The following is a 23356-nucleotide window of genomic DNA, read 5'->3' as shown; positions in this document are numbered from 1 at the left end:
ACGCGCCGCCGCCGTGCGGGGCCGCGCCGCCGTAGGTGTCGACGATGATCTTGCGGCCCGTCACGCCCGCGTCGCCGTCCGGTCCGCCGATCTCGAACGCGCCGGTCGGGTTGATGTAGATCTGCGTCGCGTCCGAGATGTATCCGTCGGGCAGCACGTCGCGGAAGACGCCCATCACATAGTCGCGCAGGACGGCGTATTTGGCCGGATCGGGGTTCTGGCCCTTTTCCGAATAGCCGGGTGCATGCTGCGTCGACACGACGAGCGCGGTCGCACGCACCGGCTTCTCGTTTTCATATTCCAGCGTCACCTGGCTCTTGGCGTCGGGTTCCAGGAACGGCGCGGCGCCCGAGTGGCGGTCGGCGGCCATCCGCTCGAGGATCTTGTGGCTGTAGTACAGCGTGGCGGGCATCAGCCCGGGCGTCTCGTCGGTAGCATAGCCGAACATGATGCCCTGGTCGCCCGCGCCCTCGTCCTTGTTGCCGCTCTCGTCCACGCCCATCGCGATCTCGGCGGACTGGCCGTGGAGGTTGTTGTGGAACGCGAACTCCTTCCAGTGGAAGCCCGACTGTTCGTAGCCAATCTCCTTCACCGTCTGGCGCACCGCGGCCTCGATCTCGGCGAGCGCGCCGTCCGCCCATTCGCCGTTCTCGTACACGCCCTTGCAGCGGATCTCGCCCGCCAGCACGACCAGGTTGGTGGTCGTCAGCGTCTCGCAGGCGATGCGCGCATAACGGTCCTTGCCCAGGAACAGGTCGACGATCGTGTCGCTGATCTGGTCGGCGACCTTGTCGGGATGGCCTTCGGAGACCGATTCGGAGGTGAACAGGAAGCTGGAACGCATGGGGGATCCCTTCTGATGAGGGGAAAGCGCGGCCGTTTCCATGCCGTATGCCCGCCCGACCGTCTCAGGCCGGCATATAAAGCTTTCCTTATATCAGGCCGTAGCGCGACCTCCGGCGGATGGCAACCGCGAGCGCCAGCAGCGACAGGGCGACGAGGCCCGCCATGGCATTGCCGATCCGCGCGAACAGCGTCGGGGGCAGCGGCTCGGGCAGCGGCACCTCGATCGCGCCCGCGCGGCCGGCGGGGATGCTCGCCACCAGCCGGCCGTCCGCGGCGACGACGGCGGAGATGCCGGTAGGCGTCGCGCGCAGGATCGGCAGCCCTTCCTCGATCGCGCGCATCCGCGCCTGCGCCAGATGCTGCGGCGGGCCCCAGCGGCCGAACCAGGCGTCATTGGAGGGGTTGAACAGGAAACGGGGGCGATGCGCCTCGTCGACCACCTGGCCCGAGAAGACGATCTCGTAGCACAGCTGCATGCCGACCGGGCCGAAGCCGGGCAGCGCCAGCGTCCGCGGTCCCGGCCCGGGGACGAAATCGATGTCGCCGGGCACCAGCCGCGACAGCCCGATCGCGGACAGCAGCCCGCGCATCGGTAGATACTCGCCATAGGGGACGAGGTGCGCCTTGTCGTAGCGGCCGGCGATCCGACCCGACGGCGCGATCGCGAAGATCGCGTTGGTCGAGCCGGTCGGGTGATCGCGCCGCGGATCGCCGGGCGGCGGGAAGGACAATGTCGCGCCGCCCGCCAGTAGCAGGTCGCGCGGGCCCAGAAGATGCCCCAGCCGCGCGCGCATCCAGCGCGGCGAGCGGAACTCCTCCTCGCCCGTCACGCCGGTTCCGACATAATATTGCCAGGGATAGCCGTCCTCGATGAAGTCGCGCACCACGCCCTCGGGCCACAGCAGCAGGCGCGGGGGAGCATTGGGGCCGGGACCGGGGCGCCCGGACAGGCGGGTGAGCGCGGCCAGCATCGGCTCGGCGTCGAACTCCCCGCGCTGGTCCTGGCCGATGTCGGGCTGGACGATGCGGACGCGGGGGGTTGGTCGCGGGTTGCCGGCTGGTCCGAACGGCGAAGTCTGCTCGATCTGAACGTAGCTGATCGCCTGCAAGCCGCCGAACATGATCAGGATGGCGACGGCGACCACGATGCTCCACCGGCCTCGCCCCGCCAGCAGCATCAGGACGCCGGCCAGCACCACCGTCAGCCCCGACAGCGCATAGGTGCCGACCCACGCCGCCAGGTGCGCGACCGGCTGAACCGGCACCCACACGACGCCCAGCGGGTCCCACGCGTAACCGGTGAACATCGTCGCGCGCAGCCACTCGGCGACGATCCAGGCCGCGCCCGCGACCAGCGCGAACGCAAGCCCGGGCCGGGTCACGCGATCGCCCGCGGCGCGCGGGCTCGCCAGCCGCCACGCGAGCCCGGCGGCGAGCATCGGGTACACCGCGAGGTACAGCGCCAGCAGCGGCGGCGCGAGATAGCCGAGCTGCGTCGGCATCGCCTGCTGGAAATCGAACGCGTGCCCGATCCAGTTGTCGTTGACGGTGAAATGCCCCAGCCCGAACAGCCATCCGCGCGCGAGCGCCGACGGCAGCCGGTCCGCGTCGTGCACCAGCCACAACCACGCGCCCACCGCGACCAACGTCAGCGGCCACCATCCCAGCGGCGCGAACCCCAGCGCCGCGAGCGCGCCCAGCACCACGCAGGCGAGCGCGGGCCCCCCTCGGCGGGTCGGCGAGTGGGTCGCGGTCGACATGGCCCGCCTCTGCCAGCTTCCGGGCGCGCGGGACAGCGCCGCCGCAGCGGTCTGCGTCACAGCCGCGCCAGCATCGCCTCCTGAACGTCGGGCGTCAGCGCGGCGGCGGCGTCGCTGGTGAAGATGGCGGATCGCCCGATCCCGAGCTTGCCGAGCCGATAGCCGATCGCCGTGCCGAGCACGCCCAGCCCATAGATCGCGCTGCGCCGGAAGTTGATGCTCGACGCGTCGGCGAAATACAGCGTCGGGCAGGAGATCTCGCCGATGCGGAACCCGAACCAGGCGGTCTGCGCGATCATCTGGTTGTCGAACACGAAATCGTCCGAACACGCGAGCAGCGGCAGCCGCTCCAGCACCGCGCGGCTGAACGCACGGTACCCGGTGTGATATTCCGACAGTTTCTGCCCCATCAGGATGTTCTGGACGAGCGTGAGGCACCGATTTGCGATGTATTTGTAGACCGGCATGCCGCCCTTCAGAGCGCCGTTGCCCAGGATGCGCGACGCCATCACCACGTCATACTGGTCCGACGCGATCATGCTGGCCATCGCCGTCACCAGCCTCGGCGTATATTGGTAATCGGGGTGCAGCATCACGACGATGTCGGCGCCGCGTGCGAGCGCGCTGGCATAGCAGGTCTTCTGGTTGCCGCCGTAACCGCGGTTCTGCGCGTGCGCCAGCGTGTGGATGCCCAGCGACCGCGCGATCGCGCCCGTCTCGTCGCGGCTCGCGTCGTCGGTGAGGATGATGTCGTCGACGACGTCGTGCGGGATCTCCGCGATCGTGCGGCGCAGCGTGCGCGCGGCATTATAGGCGGGCAGGACCACCGTCACGCGCCGACCGTTGATCATAGCCCTTGTCGCCCTTTGTCGAACCGATGCCCGGACAGGTTGGCGATGCGTGAGGACCGGTCAAGGCAAGATCGCGCCGCGTCACGGTCCTGGTCGGACTTGCCGCGGCGTCACCCGCGCGAGCCAGGCGTTCTCGCAATAGCTTGGATCGGAGGGCTCGACCGCGAACGGCTGCGTCCGTCGCGGCGAGCATGGACGATCGTGATCGGACAGGTCGACGGTCCACTCTTTCGTCCAGGTCGCCAGCGGGTGATCGTGATCGCGGCGCCAGGCGGCGACCTCGTCCGCCCAGGCCGGACCCTGGCTCAATCCCCTGATCGGCGTCGGATAGACGATCGCGCCCCAGACCAGCGTCATCAGGCATAGCACAAGGCAGAAACGGCGGACCCGTCCACGATATTCGTCGGCGAGCGCGACCAATCCCAGGCTCAGCAGCATCAGCGGCAGGAAGTTATAGCGCTCTCCCGAGCCGACGCTGAACAACTCACGCGGATTCGCCACGATCATGCCGCCGCCGAACGACACCACCGCAAGGCCGAGGCCGGGCAGGACCAGCCAGATCGCGCCGCGGTGCCCCCGGCGCAGGGCCAGTCGGATCAGCACGCCGAAATAGGCGATCGCCGCGACGACCGCGATCCACCAGCCGACGCCGGCCGCGCTGTAGGACGTGTAGATCGCCGTCCCCAAGACATTGGCCAGCGGCGGGCCGAAGAACGGCATCACCACCAGCCGCGTGCTAAGGACCGCCGCCAGCGTCGCGGCATCGAGGAGATGACCGCGCACCGGGCTGGCGGTGAAGAACAGGAGTAACTGAACCGCCGCGCCCGTCACGAGCGCCACCGTCTGCAAGGCGCGTACGCGATCCCGATCGACCAGACAGCGCAGGACATAGAATGGCGCGAGGACGATCGCGCTCGGTCCGCATAGCGGGGCAAGGAACAGGAGCAGGCCATAGCCGATCCGCACCGACCGCGATCGGGGGACGTCCAGCGCCAGGATCAGCGCCGCGCACAGTGCCAGGTGGAACTGGATATGCAGGGCGTTGACGAACACCTCCTCCGTCATCGGACTGATCGCGAGGATCAGCAGGCTGACCCGGATGGCCCAGCGCCTGATCAGCCAATCGGCGCGACCGGTGACGATCAGCACGCCGGGAAGAAGCTGGACGAGCAGCGCGATCGTCATCGTCAGATAGGGCGCAAGCTCCAGCGGCAGGAAGCCTGCCTGAACCAGCCGCGCGTCCGCCAGCGTAGCCGCGTTGGCGCCGAGGTTGAGATAGCCGGCGAACGATCGGAACAGTGCCGCCGCCGCCGGCCGGTGCCAGGCATATGCGAAGAAGATCGTCCCCTCTTCGCCCAGGAACCGCCCCTGCAACCAGGCATGCGGCAGCCGAAGGACGATGAGCAGCGCGAACGCCGCAAGCAGCGCCAGACGCTCGCGTGCATCAGGAGCCGCGTCGACGCCCGGCGTCCTGCCGATCCGGTGCGCGGAACACTCTGCCCGGTCAGACCATGCGTGCTTAGAAAGACGGTCGAATATCGTCGTCTCCATGAAACCGGCGCCAAGCCTCCTTACGGGCCAATGCCGCCGGCGCAACCGATGGTTCGACCAGCCATGTCGCTGATGCGGGAGCGAGAGACTCGCGCTTGCCCGAGCAAACCCCTACACTCGGCCTCATGAGCCTCCGCCCCTTCCACCTCGCCTTTCCGGTCCATGATCTTGCCGCCGCGCGCGCCTTCTATACGGGCACGCTCGGATGTGCGGAGGGGCGGTCGAGCGAGCTGTGGATCGACTTCGACCTGTTCGGGCACCAGATCGTCGCGCACCTCGATCCGGCCGCCCAGGCCGTCGCGGTCGCCAACGAGGTCGACGGCCACCATGTGCCGGTGCCGCATTTCGGTGTCGTGCTCGAACCCGCCGACTGGCGCGCGCTGGCCGACCGGGTGAGCGCGGCGGGCGTCGCGTTCGGGATCGCGCCGCACACGCGCTTCGCAGGCGCGGCGGGCGAGCAGTCGACGATGTTCTTCCTCGATCCCTCCGGCAACGCGCTGGAGTTCAAGGCATTCGCCGACGATGCCATGATCTTCGCCGTCGACGGCGAAGGGGCGACGATGTCCGCCACCGACGCAACGCCCCTGGAGCACGCCGCATGAGCACGCCGATCGCCCTCGACATCCCGCACTCGCTCGGCAAGCAGGGCGTGCGCGACCGGCTAGACGCGCGCATCGGCAAGGTTGCGGACGCGGTGCCCGGCGGCGCGCTCGTCAGCCGATCATGGGACGGCGACACGCTCAATTTCTCGATCAAGGCGATGGGCCAGACGGTGGCGAGCGCGATCACGGTGTTCGAGACTCACGTCCACGCGGTCGTCGACCTGCCGATGTTCCTGCTGCCGTTTGCGAGCATGGTGAAAGGCGCGATCGAACAGGGCGCGCCCAAGCTGCTGAAGTAGCGGTCGGCAGGCTTTCACGGGGACCATACCCCTTCCGTTCGTCTCGAGCGAAGTCGAGAGACACGGGCGATCGGCCGGCAAGGTGTCTCGACGTCGCTCGACACGAACGGGGGGGGGGGCAGCTTACAGCGCCACATCGGTGTCGAACGCATACAGGTCCAACGTACCCGTGCTCGGGCCGGGATAGGCGAGGATCACCAGCGTGGTCTTCCCGCGGCGGTCATACTGGCTCGCCATCGCGCTCGGCGCCCGCGGCAGGGTGGCGAGCGGCGTCTGCGGCCGGGCCGGACCGCCCTGCACATCACCCCAAGCGTCCACCGGCACGAGCGTCACGTCCGTGCGGCCTCCGTGGCCTGCCTGGTGCGCAACGATGATCTCCGGCACGATCCGCGCGGGGTTGCTCGCCGCGACGAGGGTCCGGGCGGATGCGCCCAGCGGATTGCGGCCGGCAAGCGCCACGGCCCGACGCGCATAGGGAAGCACCAACGCGCCGCCATCGCCCGCATGCCGGCCGACGATGCCGAGATACGTGTAGGCGCCCTGCACGACGATCAGCTCGCCGCCGCCGGTGACGGTGATCCACGGGACGGCGGTGGAGGCGGCGCCGCACGCGCCAAGCGCATAGCGCGCGATCACCGGATGCGCCCCGCCGAATGCGACAAAGGTGCGCTCGCCATAAACCGTCACGAGCGATGTCGGGGCACCGGCCGCGCCTCGCGTCGCTGCGACCCCGACCGCGTGGATGCCCGCCAAAGTGCCGCCGCGCAGGTCGAACGACAGCCACTGGCCGCCGCGCGTGACGGCGAGCAGGCCATGGCGCTCGCTGAACTCCATGCCCGCGACGTCGGCCACGCGGGCGTCACCGGTCGCGATACGCAGGCCCCACCGCCGGTGCAGCCGACCTTCGATCGCCAGCGTGGCGGGCGCGAGCGGGGTGACGGTGGCGGGAACCTCGTCGAACGGCTGTACCGTCGTGGTGGTGCCGCAGGAAGCGGCAATCACTGGGGCATCGTCAGGCGGTGGTGGCGGGACCGATCCGATCGCCGGTGCGGCGAGCATCCCGGCAGCGATCAGCGATCGACAGCCCCACCGCACCTTAACGCGCCGCCACCTGCGCGGGCTTGCCGCCAGCGCTTGGGGCCGCGCTCACCCGCCACACGCGGTTGCCGACGTCGTCCGCCACCAGCAGTGCGCCCGCTCGATCGGTGATGACGCCTACCGGCCGGCCCTGCGCATGGCCGGCGGCATCGAGGAAGCCGGTCAGTACGTCGACGGGCTTGGCGCCTTTCACCGGGAAGCCGGTCGGCGCGAAGGGCACATAGACCACCTTGTAGCCCGACACGGGCTTGCGATTCCACGATCCGTGCTCGCCGACGAACGCGCCATCGGCGAACCCCGCCCCCAGCTTCGCGTCGGCCGCGAAGGTGAGGCCGAGCGCCGCGACATGCGGCCCCATCGCGTAATCCGGCCGCTTCACATATTCCTGCATCGCCGGGTTGCGGTTCGCCTCCGGGATGCGCGGATCGGGATAGCCGCCCCAATAATACCAGGGCCAGCCGAACTGATCGCCGAACTCCACCTGCGTCAGATAATCGGGCACGATGTCGGAGCCGAGCATGTCGCGCTCGTTCACCACCGTCCACAGCCCGCCGGTATGCGGCTCGTACGCCATGCCGTTGGAGTTGCGCAGCCCCGCGGCATAGATGCGCGCGGTCTTCGACTCGGGGTACACCTGCAGGATGTCGGCGCGGTATTTCTCGGCGTCGCTGCCGTTCTCGCCGACGTTGGTGGACGATCCGACCGCGACGAACAGCGTCTTGCCGTCGGGCGCGGCCAGGATGTTGCGCGCCCAGTGGTTGCCACCGCCGGGCAGCTTCACCACCAATTCGGGCTTCGCCGCGATCCGGGTCTCGCCGGGCGTGTAGGGCACGCGCACCACCGCGTCGGTGTCGCCGATATACAGCCAGCCGCCGACCAGCGCCATCCCGTAGGGCGAGTGGAGCCCGGTCAGGAAGGTCGTGCGCGTCTCCGCCACGCCGTCGCCGTTCGCGTCGCGCAACAGCGTGATCCGGTCCGCCGAGACGCTGCCCGCGCCGCCACGGTTCATCAGCCAGCCCATCACCCAGCCGGTGATCCCGCCCACGTCGCGCGGCGGCGAGTTGCTCTCCGCGACCAGCACGTCGCCGTCGGGCAGCCGGTAGAGCCAGCGCGGATGGTCGAGCCCGCTCGCGAAGGCGGCGACCTTCAGCCCGGCGGCGGGGACGGGCCTCGCGTCCCCCTGCCAGCCGACCGCCTTGGGCACGTCGACGGTGGGGATCGTCTGCTCGCGCGGCGGCGTCATGTGCGGTCGTCCGCCCTCGACCTCCGCGATCGGCACCCGCGCCGCATCGGGCCAGCCGAGATAGGCGACCACGCCCGCGATCGCGACGAGGAACAGGACGACGACGATCGGGATGTGGCGGCGCATGGTTGTAAGATAAGCGGATTGGGGCGCGCTGCCAATGCCGTCGACCGGACACGAAAAGGCCGCCGGCATCGCTGCCGACGGCCCTTCCTTTCGGTCAGCTAAGTCCGATCAGCCCTGCATCAGGTCGTAGCGGTCGGCCATCATCACCTTGGTCCAGGCGCCGATGAAGTCGCGCACGAACTTGTCGCCCGCGTCGGCGCAGGCATAGACTTCCGCGATCGCACGGAGCTGCGAGTTGTGGCCGAACACCAGGTCGGTGCGCGATGCGGTCCACCGCTCCTCGTGCGTCTCCCGGTCGGTTCCGACATATTCCTGGTCGCTCTCGTCGCTGATCTGCTTCCACGCCGTGCCCATGTCGAGCAGGTGAACGAAGAAGTCGTTGGTCAGCTGGCCCGGACGATCGGTGAACACGCCGTGCTTCGAGCCCTGCGCGTTGGCGCCGAGCACGCGCAACCCGCCGACCAGAACCGCCATCTCCCAGCCGCTGAGGTTCAGCAGCTGCGACCGGTCGATCAGCAGCTCCTCGGTCGGAACGCTGAATTGCACCGACAGATAGTTGCGGAAGCCGTCGGCCTTGGGCTCCAGCACGTCGAAGCTCGCCGTATCGGTCTGTTCCAGCGTCGCGTCGGTGCGACCGGGGGTGAAGGGCACCTCATCGTGGTAGCCGGCGGCACGGGCCGCCTGCTCGACGCCCACCGTGCCGCCGAGCACGATCAAGTCGGCGATCGACACCTTCTTGCCGGCGCCGGAGTCTTTGGCTGCCGCGCCGTCGAAGTCCGCCTTGATGCGGTCGTACACCGCCAGCACTCGGGCGAGCTGCTCGGGATCGTTGACCTTCCAATCCTTCTGCGGCGCGAAGCGGATGCGTGCGCCGTTGGCGCCGCCGCGATGGTCCGACCCGCGCCACGTCGACGCGGACGCCCAGGCGGTGGCGACCAGCTCCGCCACCGACAGCCCCGAGCCGGCGATCGTCTTCTTCAGTGCGGCGATGTCGCTCGCCTCGATCATCGCATAGTCGGCAACGGGGATCGGGTCCTGCCAGATCAGCTCCTCGGTCGGCGCTTCCGGCCCGAGCAGACGCACCTTGGGCCCCATGTCGCGGTGACACAGCTTGAACCAGGCGCGCGCCCATTGGTCCGCGAAATACGCGGGCTCGGCGCGGAACTTCTCCATGATCGCGCGGTACGACGGGTCGACCTTCAGCGCCATGTCGGCCGAGGTCATCATCGTCGGCACCTTCTTGCCGGGCGTGTGCGCGGCAGGCGCCAGCGTCTCGGCGGGATCGCCGACCGGGTGGAACTGGTGCGCGCCGGCCGGGCTCTTCGTCAGCTCATACTCGTGGTCGAGCAGCATGTCGAAATAGGTCATGTCCCAGGTGATCGGCGTCGGCGTCCATGCGCCCTCGATGCCCGAGGTGATCGTATGGTCGCCGTGGCCGCTCTCATGGCTCGACTTCCAGCCCAGGCCCTGGCTGGCGATGTCCGCGCCCTCCGGCTCCTTGCCGACGAGGCTCGGATCGCCCGCGCCATGCGCCTTGCCGAACGTATGGCCGCCGGCGGTAAGCGCCGCGGTCTCGATGTCGTTCATCCCCATGCGCGCGAACGTCTCGCGCATGTCGCGCGCCGAGCCCATCGGGTTGGGACAGCCGCCCGGGCCTTCCGGGTTCACGTAGATCAGGCCGTGCTGGATCGCCGCGAGCGGCTCCTCCAGCGCCATGCCGGCCTCCTCGTCGATGCGCGTCTGGCCGAGAAACTCCTCCTCGGAGCCCCAGTAGATGTCCTGCTCGGGCTCGAACACGTCTGCGCGGCCGCCGCCGAAGCCGAACGTGGGCCCGCCCATCGACTCGATCGCGACGTTGCCGGCCAGGATGAACAGGTCCGCCCAGCTGAGCTTGGCGCCATATTTCTGCTTGATCGGCCACAGGAGCCGGCGCGCCTTGTCGAGGTTGCCGTTATCCGGCCAGGAGTTGAGCGGCGCGAACCGCTGCTGCCCCGCGCCCGAACCGCCGCGACCGTCGCCGGTGCGGTACGTGCCCGCCGAATGCCACGCCATGCGGATCAGGAACGGGCCGTAATGGCCGTAATCAGCCGGCCACCACGACTTGCTGTCCGTCATCAGCGCGGTCAGGTCCGTCTTCACCGCGGCGTAATCGAGCTCCTTGAACGCCTTGGCATAATTGAACTCGGCCCCCATCGGGCTGGGCGACACGCCACCCTGGTGCAGGATGCCGAGCGACAGCTGCTCGGGCCAGAAGTCGCGGCTCGTCTGCCCCAGCAGCTTGCGCATGGCCAGCGGCTGCTTTCCGGGATCGTTGAGCGGGCTGCCTTGCGTGATGGCGTCCATGGGTCTTCTCCTGTCGGGCTATCGGTATTCGCCGCAGATAGCCGCCTGGCGAAGGCAAAGGAAATTGTTTAATCCGCTCGTTTTCAGCGACGCTCTCGATCAGTCGTCGGACGTACCGCGCATCATGCCTCCGCCGGCACCGCCTCCAGCGGCGGGTGCAGCCGCAGCCGCTCGACCCGGCGCGGATCGGCGTCCACTACCTCCAGCCGCCAGCCGCTGGGATGCGTCAGGCATTCGCCCGCCTCGGGCACGCGGCCCGCGAGCACACCGGCGAGCCCGGCGAGCGTGTCGACATCGTCGTCCGTCTCGCCCAGCCGCGGATCGACCAGCCGCGCGACCTCCGACAGTTCGGCGCGCCCGTCTGCCGCCCAGCCGCCGCCGTCGATCGGCACCAGCAGCGCCTCGGGCGCGTCGTCATGCTCGTCCTCGATCGATCCGGTGATCTCCTCGATCAGGTCCTCGATCGTGACGAGGCCTTCGGTGCCGCCATATTCGTCGAGCACGACCGCGAGGTGGACGCGGCTCGACCGCATGTCGGCGAGCAGATCGAGCGCGCCGCGCGCGACCGGCACGTACAGCGGCTCGCGGATCAGCGCCGACCAGTCCGCGCTCATGTCGCGCCCCATCGGTTGCTGGGCCAGCAGCACGAACACGTCTTTGATGTGGACCATGCCGATGACCTGGTCGAGGCTGCCGCGATAGACCGGCAGGCGGCTGTGCCCTGCGTCAACGAACTTGGCGACCAGCGCCTCGAACGAGGTATGTTCCTCCACCGCCACGATGTCCGCGCGCGGAACGCCAACGTCGTTCGCGTCGCGCTCGCCGAAGTGGAGCAGGTTGCGCACCATCTGCCGCTCCAGCAGAGACAGGTCGCCGATCGCATCCGGCGCGGGATCGTCCTCGTGCCGGTCGATCACGTCCTCGAGCTGACCACGCAATGTATCGTCGGCGGGCTGGCCGAAGATCAGGCCCTTGAGGCTCCGCCAGATGCCACTTTCATGGTCGTGGTGACCGCCGCTACTTCGGTCGTCTCCGGATGGGGGTGGCATGGGCCTGCGTCAGTCCTCTCGCACGAGATAGGGGTCGGCGATGCCGAGCGAGGCGAGCGCGTCGCGCTCGATCGCCTCCATCGCCTCCGCCTCGGCGTCTCCGCCATGGTCATAGCCTAGCAGGTGCAGCGTGCCGTGCACCAGCAGATGCGTGGCATGCGCCTCGACCGGGATGCCGCGCTCCGCGGCCTCCGCGACGCAGACGCCGTGCGCGAGGACAATGTCGCCCAGCAGCAGTTCGCCGTCATCGGAGTTCTCGTCGGTCACGTCGAGCAGGTCGGGCTGCACCATCGGGAACGACAGGACGTTGGTCGGCTTGTCCTTGCCGCGATACTGATGGTTCAGCGTGCAGACTTCGTCATCGGTGGTCAGCCGCACGCTGATCTCGACGAGCGCGGGGGTGGTCAGCAACCCGCCATGCGGCGTCCGCTCGATCGCGGCGCACGCGGCGCGGGTGGCGAGGGCGGGCCAGTCAATGTCGTCCGGCCACGGGTCCTCGCGGGAGAGCTCGATCTGGATCATGCGTCAGCCAAGGTCCGTGTGGACGAAATCGTCGCCCTTGTAGAGCAGCCGGGCCCCGTTGGTCCTCGCGCAGGCGTAGGCGAAACAGTCGCCCATGTTGAGCCGGGCAGGATGGCCGGATCCTTTTCCATATCGTTCATGGGCGACGATGGCCGCACTCGCCTCGCCCGCATCGATCGACACAAGGCGGATCGCAAAATCCGCGACGAACGCATCAACTTCCAGACAAGCCTCGGAAACAGAAATCTTCCGTTTGCGCGCGATCGCACGAACCGTCTCCCAAAGCGACAACGCGGAGCAGAGCCTGTCGACCACCATCCCGAAACGCCGCTCCAGATCGAACGCGTCAGGTTCGTCCGTCATTATCGCCACCATCGCAGACGCATCGAGGAAAATGGTCAATCATCCTCCTCGTCGTTCAGCGAGTCATAGAACGCCTTGTCGGCTTCTAGCCCAGTGGGCTCCCCCAGGGGATGCGCCGCCCGCCAAGCCCGTAATTGATCGTGAATATCGACGGCGCGCTCGGCGACCAATTCGCGCTTGCGGTGCAGCAACGCATCGTGAACCGCCGCCGTCTTTGTCATACCAAGCAGACCGGCCAATTCCTGGGCCAAATCGGCCGTTTCCCGGTTTTTGATATAAAGCGACGCCATCACAACCTCCGGTATATCCTTACAAATTAGAGAGGATATACACGTTCGTCAACCAATCCCCTCATACGCCTCGACGATCCGGCCGACGATCGGATGCCGGACCACATCGCCTGACGTGAACCGCGCCACCGCGATACCCTCGACCCCCTCCAGCCGGCGCACCGCGTCCGCCAGCCCGCTCGCCGGGATGCCGCCGGGCAGGTCGACCTGCTTGGGGTCGCCGCACACCACCATGCGGCTGTTCTGGCCGAAGCGGGTCAGGAACATCTTCATCTGCGCCACCGTGGTGTTCTGCGCCTCGTCGAGGATCACGAACGCGTCGGCGAGCGTCCGCCCGCGCATGAAGGCGATCGGCGCAACCTCGATCTCGCCGCTCGCGATCCGGCGCTCCACCTGCTCGGCGGGCAGGCAGTCGTACAGCGCGTCGTACAGCGGGCGCAGGTAGGGATCGACCTTCTCCTTCAGGTCGCCGGGCAGGAAGCCCAGCCGCTCGCCCGCCTCGACCGCCGGGCGCGACAGGATCAGCCGCTGCACGCTGCCGGTGATGAGCTGCGCCACCGCCTGCGCGACCGCGACATAGGTCTTGCCCGTGCCCGCCGGCCCGAGCGCGAAGATCATGTCGTTCCCCGTCAGCGCGTGCATGTAATGCGCCTGCGCCGGCGTCCTTGGCACGATCGTCTTCTTGCGCGTGCGGATCATCACGCCGGGCGCGCGCTCGCCGCCGTTGCGATCGAGGTCGGCACGCATGATTCCGTCGAGCACCGGCTCCGCGGTCATCGCGATCGACGCGTCGACCAGCCCCGAGTCGACCGCCTCGCCACGCGACACGCGCGTATACAGGTCGTTCAGCACGTCGCGCGCCATCGCGACATGCTCCGCCGATCCCTCCAGCCCCACGCGGTTGCCCCGCGCGGTGATGTAGACGCCGAGCCGGTTCTCGAGCGCGACGAGGTTCTGGTCATATTGGCCGAACAGTTGCGCCAGGAGCTGTGGCCGGTCGAACAACACCTCCGCCCGGGATCGTTCACCGGATTGGGCGGGGACTGGCTTGCGGCTCATGCGGCTCCTTCGCGTTCGACTTCGGCATGGATGTGCGTCGTCCGCGCCCGGATTGCTAGAGGCGCATCAGGCGGCGCGCCGTCCTTCACCCAGATCAAGACCGGCCATCGAGTTCGGCCCCGCGCTCACCAGCGTCACGTCCAGGAGATCGCCGGCGCCGGCGTCGGTCAGCAGGTGGACCGACTGGAGCCAGGGAGACTTGCCGAGCATCTGGCCGGGCAGCTTGCCGGCACGCTCGACCAGTACGCGGCAGGTCCGGCCGACGGTGGCTGCGTTGAACGCATGCTGGTCGCGGTTGAGACCGGCCTGGAGCCGCTGGAGCCGCTCGTCCATCACCTCGGGCGAGACTTGTCCGGCCATGTCGGCCGCCGGCGTGCCGGGGCGCGGGCTGTACTTGAAGCTGAACGCCTGCGCGTAACCGACCCGGTCGATCAGCCCGAGCGTCTCGGCGAACTCGGCCTCGGTCTCGCCGGGGAAGCCGACGATGAAGTCGCCCGACAGCGCGATGTCGGGCCGCGCCGCGCGGACGCGGTCGATCAGCCGCAGATAACCGTCGCGCGTATGATGGCGGTTCATCGCCCTCAGGACCCGGTCGCTGCCCGCCTGCACGGGCAGATGGAGGAACGGCATCAGGCTCTCGACGTCGCGGTGCGCCTCGATCAGCTCCTGCGTCATGTCGTTCGGGTGGCTGGTGGTGTAGCGGATGCGCGCGAGCCCCGGTAGCCGGTCGAGCGCGCGGATCAGGCCGCCCAGGCCCTGCGGTCGGCCGGTCTCGTCCTCGCCCGCCCAGGCGTTGACGTTCTGGCCCAGCAGCGTGATCTCCTTCGCGCCCGCGTCCACCAGCGCTCGCGCCTCGTCGACGATCGCCGTCCATGGCCGGCTGATCTCCGCGCCGCGCGTATAGGGGACGACGCAATAGGTGCAGAACTTGTCGCACCCTTCCTGCACCGTCAGGAAAGCGGACGGGTTGGCGCGGCGGCGGCGGGCGGGGAGCGCGCCGAACTTGGCGAGCGCGGGGAGCTCAGTGTCGAGCGCCGGGTGCCCGGCCGCGGCATCGGCGACCAGCACGGGCAGGCGGTGATAGCTTTGCGGGCCGACGACGACATCCACCTTCGCGCGCGCGACGATCTCCGCGCCTTCCGCCTGCGCGACGCAGCCGGCGACCGCGATCATCGGCGCCTCGCGGCCTGTGACGCGGGCATCCTTGCGCAGCCGGCCGATGTCCGAATAGACCTTCTCCGTCGCCTTCTCGCGGATGTGGCAGGTGTTGAGGACGACGAGGTCCGCCTCGCCCGCCTCCACCGGCGACAGGCCCTGCGCGGCCATCAGCTCCGCCATCCGCTCGCCGTCATAGACGTTCATCTGGCAGCCGAAGGATTTGACGGCGAAGGTCTTAGGCGTGGGCTTCATGGCCGGCGCATAGCGCATCCGGACGCAGGCGGGGAGGGGTCAGCCCTCCATCAGCCGCCGCGCCTCGGCGGCGATGACCTTGCGGCCCATGCCGGCGGGATCGAACGCCGGCAGGAAGCGCAACGTCGCGACGAAGCTGCCCCGGCGACGCAAGACGCGCCGCGCGTGGTCGACGCCATGCTCGCCGCCCGTCCACGTCAGGTCGGCGCTGGCAGCGCCATAGTCGATCCGGACCGGCTGGACCGACACCCCCGCCGGCGGCGGATCGAGCGCGGCGAGCATCCCTGCCTTGAACGGCAGCAGCGCCACCCCGTCGCCCGTCGTGCCTTCGGGGAACACCGTCACCGGGCGGCCGGTGGCCAGCGCGTCGCGCAACCGTGCGACCTGTCCGGCGATGCCCATCCGGTCCGCACGGTCGATGAAGATCGTGTCGTTGAGCCTGCACAGCCAGCCGATCAGCGGGCTGCCCGCCAGCTCCGCCTTTGCGACGAAGGCGCTGCCGGTCGCGCCGGCGATCAGCAGGATGTCGATCCAGCTGAGATGGTTGGACACGAACACCACATGGTCGGTGAGCGGCGTGCCGACCACCCGCGCGCGCGCGCCGACGATCCGCGCGACCAGACCCAGGAACCGCCGCGGCCAGGGCGACCGAGCGCCGCACAGCCGCCACAGATAATGGAGCGGCACGCAGACGATCAGCAACGCCGCCAACGCCGCCAGCCGGCCGATGATGCGCAGTCGCCCTGCCAACGTCACCGGTGGTGAAGCCGTCGGTAGGGCGGCGGTACCGACGGCGCCGGCCTGGGGCGGGATCGGCGCGGCCGGCAGCGCGATCAGTCCTTGCGCGCCAGGCTGACGCCGTAGAGCTCCATCCGGTGGTCCACCAGCCGGAAGCCCAGCCGCTCGGCGATCGCCTTCTGCAGCAGTTCCAGCTCGGGATCGACGAACTCGATCACGCGACCGGTCTCGACGTCGATCAGGTGATCGTGGTGCGCCTCGGGCGCGGGCTCGTAGCGGGCGCGGCCGTCGCCGAAATCGTGCCGGTCGAGGATGCCCGCCTCCTCGAACAGCCGCACGGTGCGATAGACGGTGGCGATGGAGATGCCGCGGTCGATCGCGGAGGCGCGCTCGTACACCTTCTCGACGTCGGGATGGTCCTCCGCCTCCGACAGCACGCGCGCGATGATGCGGCGCTGCTCGGTGATCCGCAGCCCCTTTTCGTTGCACAGCGCTTCCAGGTCGATCTTGCGGGCCATATCCTCGATGCGTCCAGGCAGTGGGCGATGGTGTACCGGGGCGGCGGCGTCGGTGAAAGCGAAACCGACTCGCAAGAACCAGGCGCCGCCGGGCCGCCGGCGCGGGATCAGCGAACCACGGCGCGGCGCAGCGTGTGCGCGTCGAAGGCGCTCCCGTCGCGACCGCGGTAATAGCTGCGTCGCTCGCCCACCTTCTCGAACCCTGCCGCCCGATAGAGCGCCACCGCGTCGTTGTTCGACCGAACCTCGAGGTGCAGCGTCGCCAGGTCGCGCGCGCGGCAGGCGTCCAGCGTCGCGCGCAGCAGCGCGGTGCCGACGCCGCGTCGGCGGGCGGCAGGATGCGTGGCGAGCAGCAGCAGCTCGCCCTCGTCCACCACGCTGCGCGCCAGCGTGAAGCCGGCGGGCGCGCCGTCTAGCTCCGCGAGCGTCAGCCAGACGCCCGGCAGGCCGAGCACGCCCAGGCACTGGTTGCGCGTCCACGCCTCACCCCAGCGCGGGTCGAACGCGGCGGCCATCAGCGCCTCCACCACCGGAATGTCGGCCGCCGAACCGGTGCGCAGATCGATCGCGGCTGCCGGCTTGGCCGCCAAGGTTGCGGAGGACTCGCTCATCGCGGCAGCTGCGGCTTGGCGTCGGGTGCGCGGCCGTAGAGCGGACGCGGCGGCAGGCTGCGCAGCGCGAGCGGCAACCGCAGCGCGTCGACCGCCTCGGGCAGCGCGCCGCCCGGCGCCGAGCGCGGATCGTCGGACTGCAGCCAGCGCAGCCCGTCACCCATGGCGCTCAGTCCCTCCACCGCTCGCCGCGCGAGCTCGGGCGGGAGCGAGGCGAGGTCGCTGTCGGCGCGGAGCGGATCGGGCAGGAAGCGCTGCATGAAGACCTCGCCATGCCCGCCCTCCAGCACGACCGCAAGCGGCGGCGCGAGCGTGGCGTCACGAGCGAACGCCGCCGCCGCGACGCACGCCAGCGACGAATAGCCGCCGACGCTCGCACCCCAGCCGAGCGCCAACCCGCGCGCCGCGGCGATGCCGACGCGGATGCCGGTGAAGCTGCCCGGTCCCACGTCGACCAGGATGTGATCCGCCCGCCCGCCGCCAGGCAGCGTGGCGATCATCGGCACCAGCCGCTCGGCATGGCCGCGCCCGACCCGTTCGCCGGTGGCGGCGATCAGCAGCTCGCCGTCGAACAGCGCGACCGTGCAGGCGGCCGTCGCGGTGTCGATCGCCAGTGTCAGCATAAGAACGTCAGCATCGATGCGTCGATATCAGGACGTCAGGCGATGCGGTTGAACTTCTCGAACGCGGGGCGCGGCGAGCGGGCGTAGACGCTGGCCGGATCGCCATGGCCCATCGTCGCGAGGAAGTTGACGCGCACGCCCGGCTGGTCGGCGAAGAACGCCTTGTCCACCGCGCCGCCGTCGAAGCCCGACATCGCGCCCGTGTCCAATCCCAGCATCCGCGCCGCGAGGATCAGATAGGCGCCCTGCAACGTCGAGTTGCGGAAGGCGGACACCTCGCGCAGCTCGGAGTTGCCGTCGAACCACGCCTTGGCATCGGTGTGCGGGAACAGTTCGGGCAGATGTTCGTGGAAATTAGTGTCCATGCCGACGATCACCGTCACCGGTGCGGCGAGGATCTTCGGCCCGTTGGTGCCTGACGCGCAGGCGGCGAGCCTGGCCTTCGCCTCCGCGCTGGTGCACCAGACGAGGCGGGCGGGAAGCTGGTTGACCGACGTCGGCCCCCATTTCATCAACTCCCAGACGGCGTGGAGGTCAGCCTCGCTGACCGGCCGGTCGAGATAGCCGTTGTAGCTGCGCCCTTCGCGGAACACCGCATCGAGGGTCGCGTCGTCGAGCCTGGCGCTCATCGGTGGTATGCTCCTGGGATCGGGTGGTGTGAGATCAGACCGCGCGGACCTCGGTGACCTCGGGCACGTAGTAGCGCAGAAGCTGCTCGATGCCGTTCTTCAGGGTCGCGCTGGACGAGGGGCAGCCGGCGCAAGCGCCCTGCATCTGGAGGAACACCTTGCCCTTGTCGAAGCCCCGATAGACGATGTCGCCGCCGTCGTTCGCCACTGCCGGGCGCACGCGCGTCTCGATGATGTCCTTGATCTGGTCGACGATGTCGGCATCCTCCGGATGTTCCGGAAAGGCCGCGTCGGCGGCGGGGACGACGATCCCGCCTGCGGGGCCGGGACGGAACAGCGGCATCGCGGCCGAGAAATGGTCGATCAGCACGGAGAGCACGCCGGGCTTCAGCTCGCGCCAGTCGGTACCGGCGGCGGCGGTGACCGACACGAAGTCCCGCCCGAAGAACACGCCCGTCACGTCGCCCAGCCCAAACAGCGCATCGGCGAGCGGTGACGCCTCCGCCTCCTCCGGCGTCGCGAAGTCGCGCGTGCCGACCTCCATGACGGCGCGTCCCGGCATGAACTTGAGCGTCGCGGGGTTGGGCGTGGTCTCGGTCTCGATCAGCATGGCGTGCATGTGGCCCGAGGCGGGGGCGGGTGCAAGCGGGTCAGATGGCTGTTCCCAAGCAGAGCCTCGCCAGATCGACGACGAGGCGCTCAGTAATCGAGCTGCTTCACCGCCGAGTTCCAGCTCATGATGTTGTCGCGCGCTTCCTGCACGAACGCGGAGCGGCGGACGAAGCCGAGGAACGTATCAGCGAACCATTTGCCGGGGTTGCGCAGCGGCCGCTCGAACTGGATCAGCAGCACCACGCGGGTGCCCGCCGTGTCGTTCCACACCTCGTGCTGATAGGTGTCGTCGAACACGAGCGTCTCGCCCTCCGCCCAGCGGACGATGCGGTCGTCGACGCGCATCCGGACGTCGCCGTCGCGCGGCACGATGAGGCCGAGGTGACAGGTGATCAGCCCCTTGGTCACGCCGCGATGGTCGGGGATATGCGTGCCGGGCGCTAGGATCGAGAAGAACGCGCTGTTAAGGCCCGGGATCTGCGCGACGACCTTCGCCGTCTCCGGACAGCGCGCGAGGTTCTCGTCGATCGGGTAGCTGTAGCCCCACAGGAAGAACGAGCGCCACATGTTGACCTGCGCGATCGAGCGATGGTCGGGCGAGATCGTCGCGAGACTGGGCGCGGCCTCGCCCACCAGCGCGACCTTGATCGCCTCGTCGCGGATCGCCTGCCAATTGTCGCGCAGCACCTGCGTCCAGGCGAAGTCGCGCACGTCGAGCACGGGGTCGTTGGGGACCAGCGAGGATGAGGCGATCAGCCGGTCGAACATCCCGCGCAGGTGCTTGCCGACCTTGATGATGACCGGCCGCCCCTTCTCCGCCTTCATCGCCGCGCCGGGCGCGGGTGCGCCCGAGATCACGTTGATGTCGGGAACGCGGATGCCGGCCTCCTCGGCGCCCATGCCCGATTCCGGCCATAAAGCCGGGGTCGCGACGCGATGGGGGGTGTGCTGCTGGGAGGTCTGGACGTCCACTCTCGTGCCCTCTTTGGTCATAGGCCGTGGCGTCGGGCGACCGCGTCGACGGCCGCCCGGCTGGTAAGATCGAACGACCCGCTACGAGCAATCGGGGGCGAAATCATGGCGGAAAATCATGACGAAGACGACAGGTATCGCGCGGGCCGGGTTTTATGCAACCGTCGGCCGTCTGCGTTCTGGCGGCGTTCAGCCGGTGCGGGTACGAAGGCGGCCATGATCCCGCTTCCGCGCGCGTCCCGCGCCTCGCTGCTTGCCCTCCTCCTCGCCGGTGCGAGCGCACCCGTCCTCGCCCGCTCCGCCGCGCCGCCCGCCGCGCCGCCTGTCGTTTCGGCGGCGGCGGTGGGTGGCCCGGTGGACCCGGCCACCGTCGCGGTCGACACGTCGCCCTGGCTCTACAAGGGCAGCGACATCACCCAGGACAAGGAGTGGCGTTTCGGCCGTCTGCCCAACGGCTTGCGTTACGCCGTCCGCAAGAACGGCGTGCCGCCGGGCCAGGTCGCGATACGCGTCCGCATCGACGCGGGATCGTTGAACGAGACGGATAGCGAGCGCGGCTTCGCGCATTTCATCGAGCATCTGTCGTTCCGCGGCAGCGAATACGTGCCCGACGGCGAGGCGAAGCGGACGTGGCAGCGGTTCGGCGCGACCTTCGGCACCGACCAGAACGCGCAGACGACGCCGACGCAGACCGTCTATCATCTCGATCTGCCCGGCGCGACCGAGGCGAGCCTCGATGAATCGCTCAAGATCATGTCGGGCATGATGGAGAAGCCCAACATCGTCCCCGCCGCGCTCGACGCCGAACGGCCGGTGGTGCTCGCCGAGCAGCGCGAGCAGCCGGGGCCGCAGGTTCGGATGGGTGACGCGGTGCGCGCGACGCTGTTCGCGGGCCAGCCGCTGGCGGACCGCTCGCCGATCGGCAACATCAAGACGCTGGAGGCGGCGACCGCGCCCGCGGTGCTGGCGTTCCACGATCGCTGGTACCGGCCCGAGAACGCGGTGGTGATCGTCGTCGGCGACATGGACGCTGACGTGCTCGCACGGCTCGTCACCAAGAACTTCGCGAGCTGGCACGGGGTCGGCCCGGTGCCGCCCACGCCCGATTTCGGGCGGCCCCGTCCCGGCCAGCCGACGACCGCGACGACTGTCGAGGCTTCGGTTCCCGAGATCGTGACGACTGCGGTGCTGCGCCCGTGGCATTTCAACAACGACACGGTGATCTTCAACCAGAAGCGGCTGGTGGACATGATCGCGACGCAGGTGATCGATCGCCGGCTGGAGACGCGCGCGCGCGCCGGCGGCAGCTTCCTCCAGGCGTCCGTCAGCCTCGACGACGTGTCGCGCTCGGCCAACATCACCTCGGTCAACATCGTGCCGCTGGGTGACGATTGGGAACAGGCGCTGAAGGACGTTCGCGGCGTGATCGCGGACGCGATGAAGCGGCCGCCGAGCCAGGCGGAGATCGACCAGGAACTCGCCGGTTACGATTCGGGCATGAAGACGCAGGCGGATACCGCGCCGGTGCAGATGGGCACGCATCTGGCCGACGACATGGTGCAGGCGCTCGACATCCGCGAGACGATGACCAGCCCGCAGTCGAGCTACGACGTATTCCTCGGCGCCCGCAAGAAGGGCATGTTCACGCCGGCGGCGATCCTCGCGTCCACGCGGCGGATCTTCCGCGGCGATGCGACCCGCGCGCTCGTGAATCTCCATGCTCCCGATCCCACCGCCGCGCCCCGGCTCGCCGCCGCGCTGAAGGCCGGCGCCTCGGGCGATCCCGGCGCGCGCACGACGCAAGGAACGGTGAGTTTCGCGGCCCTGCCCCCGCTCGGAACGCCGGGCACCGTCACGGCCACGACGCCGCTGCCGGGGCTCGAGATGGAGACGGTCACCTATTCCAATGGCGTCAGGGCGCTGCTGTTCCCCAATGCGGGCGAGACGGGCCGCGTCTACGTGCGCGTGCGGTGGGGCGGGGGACAGAACCAGCTGCCGGCCGATCGCGCCTCGCCCGCCTGGGCCGGCGAGCTGGCGCTCGTCGCCGGCGGGGTCGGCACGCTGAAGCAGGGGGACCTCGACGCGCTGACGGCCGGGCGGCAGATCGCGCTCGACTTCGACATCGGCGACGACGCCTTCACGCTGGGTGCGACGACTACGCCCGCGGACCTGTCGGACGAGTTGACGCTGATGGCGGACAAGCTCGCCGCGCCCGGCTGGGACCCGGCGCCGCTGCTGCGCGCCAAGGGCGTGGTCCAGGCAGGCTACGCCGGGTTCGACGCCTCGCCCGACGGGGTGCTGTCGCGCGACCTCGACGGGCTGCTCCACGACGGCGACCCGCGCTGGGCGACGCCGGACCCCAGCACGGTGCGGGCGACGACGCCCGACGATTTCCGCAAATTGTGGGAGCCAATCCTGAAGTCAGGCCCCATCGAGGTCTCCGTGTTCGGCGACGTGACGGCGGACGCGGCGATCAAGGCGGTGGGCGCGACGTTCGGCGCCTTGCCGGCGCGTGACGCCGCGCTGCCTCCCGCGCCGCCCGTGCGCTTCCCCGCGCATGTGATGACGCCGGTGGTGCGCACGCATGCCGGCAACGCGAACCAGGCGGCGGCGGTCATCGCCTGGCCGACGGGCGGCGGCTCGGCGGGCATCGCCGAGAGCCGGCGGCTCGACGTGCTGGCGCAGGTGTTCTCCGACCGGTTGTTCGAGCGGCTGCGCCAGGCGGCGGGCGCGAGCTACAGCCCGAACGTGTCGAGCAGCTGGCCGATCGGGCTGTCGTCGGGCGGGCGCATGGTGGCGATCGGTCAGGTCACGCCCGACAAGGTGGACTTCTTCTTCCAGACCGCGCGCGCGATCGCGGCCGAGCTGGTGGCGAAACCGATCGAGGCGGACGAGTTCAAGCGCATCATGGGATCGATGGCGCAGTCGCTGGCGCGCGCCTCGACGTCCAACCAGTTCTGGATGCGGCTGATGGCAGGCGCCGCCTACGACCCCGCCCGCGCGACCGCGACCGCGAACCTCGGCCGCGATTTTGGCAGCATCACCCCCGAGCAACTGCAACAGGTCGCGGCGAAATATCTGCGGCCCGAGCGTGACTGGACGATGGAGGTGCTGCCCAAGGATGTGGCGGCCAAGACGGGGGCAGGGACGGTGGCGAAGGGCGGGTAGGGGCGGTGTTCGCCCACAGCACGAAGCCGCTGCGCGGCATTGGTGTTGGCGGTGATGTAGCGCGCCTGCGCTG

Annotated in this window: 23 protein-coding genes; 3 read left to right on the top strand and 20 right to left on the bottom strand. The window is 69.4% G+C overall.

Annotated features, from left to right (window positions below):
- The 4 genes from ACFE65_RS15360 to ACFE65_RS15345 all read right to left on the bottom strand — a co-directional run.
- Positions 1-844 (bottom strand): methionine adenosyltransferase domain-containing protein (locus ACFE65_RS15360; protein WP_375383247.1); only part of this gene is annotated, 844 nt, incomplete at its 3' end.
- An 88-nt stretch (positions 845-932) separates the two neighbouring features.
- The gene (lnt, locus tag ACFE65_RS15355) at positions 933-2606 is read right to left on the bottom strand and encodes an apolipoprotein N-acyltransferase (protein ID WP_375383246.1); all 1674 of its coding nucleotides are present in this window, start codon (positions 2604-2606) and stop codon (positions 933-935) included.
- Between the two features lie 56 nt (positions 2607-2662).
- Positions 2663-3457: a glycosyltransferase family 2 protein gene (locus ACFE65_RS15350; protein WP_375383245.1), complete on the bottom strand. Its 795-nt coding sequence runs from the start codon at positions 3455-3457 to the stop codon at positions 2663-2665.
- 81 nt (positions 3458-3538) lie between these two features.
- Positions 3539-5008 (bottom strand): hypothetical protein, encoded by a 1470-nt coding sequence (locus tag ACFE65_RS15345; RefSeq protein WP_375383244.1) that lies wholly within the window; start codon positions 5006-5008, stop codon positions 3539-3541.
- A gap of 125 nt (positions 5009-5133) precedes the next feature.
- On the opposite strand from ACFE65_RS15345, the gene ACFE65_RS15340 reads away from it, so the two are divergent.
- Both ACFE65_RS15340 and ACFE65_RS15335 read left to right on the top strand, forming a co-directional pair.
- Positions 5134-5610, top strand: coding sequence for a VOC family protein (locus ACFE65_RS15340; RefSeq protein WP_375383243.1), 477 nt, complete (start codon positions 5134-5136; stop codon positions 5608-5610).
- Positions 5607-5909 carry a polyhydroxyalkanoic acid system family protein gene (locus tag ACFE65_RS15335; RefSeq protein WP_375383242.1) on the top strand — a complete coding sequence of 101 codons (303 nt, stop codon included), beginning with the start codon at positions 5607-5609 and terminating at the stop codon, positions 5907-5909. Before ACFE65_RS15340 ends, ACFE65_RS15335 begins: the two co-directional genes overlap by 4 nt.
- Before the next feature lie 123 nt (positions 5910-6032).
- Here ACFE65_RS15335 and ACFE65_RS15330 read toward each other — a convergent pair whose 3' ends face one another.
- The 16 genes from ACFE65_RS15330 to ACFE65_RS15255 all read right to left on the bottom strand — a co-directional run bounded on the left by ACFE65_RS15330 (position 6033) and on the right by ACFE65_RS15255 (position 20043).
- Positions 6033-6911: a hypothetical protein gene (locus tag ACFE65_RS15330; protein ID WP_375383241.1), complete on the bottom strand. Its 879-nt coding sequence runs from the start codon at positions 6909-6911 to the stop codon at positions 6033-6035.
- Positions 6912-7005: 94 nt separating this feature from the next.
- Positions 7006-8376, bottom strand: a complete 1371-nt coding sequence (locus ACFE65_RS15325; RefSeq protein ID WP_375383240.1) for a PQQ-dependent sugar dehydrogenase — start codon at positions 8374-8376, stop codon at positions 7006-7008.
- A 108-nt stretch (positions 8377-8484) separates the two neighbouring features.
- Positions 8485-10719: a catalase/peroxidase HPI gene (gene katG, locus ACFE65_RS15320; RefSeq protein ID WP_375383239.1), complete on the bottom strand. Its 2235-nt coding sequence runs from the start codon at positions 10717-10719 to the stop codon at positions 8485-8487.
- 122 nt (positions 10720-10841) lie between these two features.
- Positions 10842-11768 carry a hemolysin family protein gene (locus ACFE65_RS15315; RefSeq protein WP_375383238.1) on the bottom strand — a complete coding sequence of 309 codons (927 nt, stop codon included), beginning with the start codon at positions 11766-11768 and terminating at the stop codon, positions 10842-10844.
- 9 nt (positions 11769-11777) lie between these two features.
- On the bottom strand, positions 11778-12290 hold the full coding sequence (gene ybeY / locus ACFE65_RS15310) for an rRNA maturation RNase YbeY (protein WP_375383237.1): 513 nt from the start codon (positions 12288-12290) through the stop codon (positions 11778-11780).
- Between the two features lie 3 nt (positions 12291-12293).
- The gene (locus ACFE65_RS15305; RefSeq protein WP_375383236.1) at positions 12294-12692 is read right to left on the bottom strand and encodes a type II toxin-antitoxin system VapC family toxin; all 399 of its coding nucleotides are present in this window, start codon (positions 12690-12692) and stop codon (positions 12294-12296) included.
- Positions 12689-12943: a type II toxin-antitoxin system VapB family antitoxin gene (locus ACFE65_RS15300; RefSeq protein ID WP_375383235.1), complete on the bottom strand. Its 255-nt coding sequence runs from the start codon at positions 12941-12943 to the stop codon at positions 12689-12691. Before ACFE65_RS15300 ends, ACFE65_RS15305 begins: the two co-directional genes overlap by 4 nt.
- Positions 12944-12991: 48 nt before the next feature.
- Positions 12992-14002 carry a PhoH family protein gene (locus ACFE65_RS15295; RefSeq protein WP_375383234.1) on the bottom strand — a complete coding sequence of 337 codons (1011 nt, stop codon included), beginning with the start codon at positions 14000-14002 and terminating at the stop codon, positions 12992-12994.
- Between the two features lie 66 nt (positions 14003-14068).
- Positions 14069-15412 carry a tRNA (N6-isopentenyl adenosine(37)-C2)-methylthiotransferase MiaB gene (gene miaB, locus ACFE65_RS15290; RefSeq protein WP_375383233.1) on the bottom strand — a complete coding sequence of 448 codons (1344 nt, stop codon included), beginning with the start codon at positions 15410-15412 and terminating at the stop codon, positions 14069-14071.
- A 39-nt stretch (positions 15413-15451) separates the two neighbouring features.
- The gene (locus ACFE65_RS15285; RefSeq protein ID WP_375383232.1) at positions 15452-16168 is read right to left on the bottom strand and encodes a lysophospholipid acyltransferase family protein; all 717 of its coding nucleotides are present in this window, start codon (positions 16166-16168) and stop codon (positions 15452-15454) included.
- A 77-nt stretch (positions 16169-16245) separates the two neighbouring features.
- Positions 16246-16668, bottom strand: a complete 423-nt coding sequence (locus ACFE65_RS15280; RefSeq protein ID WP_375383231.1) for a Fur family transcriptional regulator — start codon at positions 16666-16668, stop codon at positions 16246-16248.
- 107 nt (positions 16669-16775) lie between these two features.
- Entirely contained in the window at positions 16776-17279 is a 504-nt protein-coding gene (locus tag ACFE65_RS15275) for a GNAT family N-acetyltransferase (protein WP_375383230.1), read from the bottom strand.
- Entirely contained in the window at positions 17276-17902 is a 627-nt protein-coding gene (gene tsaB, locus ACFE65_RS15270; protein WP_375383229.1) for a tRNA (adenosine(37)-N6)-threonylcarbamoyltransferase complex dimerization subunit type 1 TsaB, read from the bottom strand. The genes ACFE65_RS15275 and tsaB overlap by 4 nt, the downstream gene beginning before the upstream one ends.
- Positions 17903-17937: 35 nt before the next feature.
- On the bottom strand, positions 17938-18531 hold the full coding sequence (locus ACFE65_RS15265; RefSeq protein WP_375383228.1) for a malonic semialdehyde reductase: 594 nt from the start codon (positions 18529-18531) through the stop codon (positions 17938-17940).
- 34 nt (positions 18532-18565) lie between these two features.
- Positions 18566-19141, bottom strand: a complete 576-nt coding sequence (locus tag ACFE65_RS15260; RefSeq protein WP_375383227.1) for a NifU family protein — start codon at positions 19139-19141, stop codon at positions 18566-18568.
- A gap of 89 nt (positions 19142-19230) precedes the next feature.
- Positions 19231-20043 (bottom strand): aspartyl/asparaginyl beta-hydroxylase domain-containing protein, encoded by an 813-nt coding sequence (locus ACFE65_RS15255; protein ID WP_375383226.1) that lies wholly within the window; start codon positions 20041-20043, stop codon positions 19231-19233.
- A gap of 288 nt (positions 20044-20331) precedes the next feature.
- Here ACFE65_RS15255 and ACFE65_RS15250 point away from each other — a divergent pair, with 288 nt between their 5' ends.
- The gene (locus ACFE65_RS15250) at positions 20332-23283 is read left to right on the top strand and encodes a M16 family metallopeptidase (RefSeq protein WP_375383225.1); all 2952 of its coding nucleotides are present in this window, start codon (positions 20332-20334) and stop codon (positions 23281-23283) included.
- Positions 23284-23356 lie beyond the last annotated feature (73 nt).

Source organism: uncultured Sphingomonas sp., assembly GCF_964237335.1.
Taxonomy (GTDB): Bacteria; Pseudomonadota; Alphaproteobacteria; order Sphingomonadales; family Sphingomonadaceae; genus Sphingomonas.
This window is presented reverse-complemented; position numbering and strand designations above follow the sequence as displayed.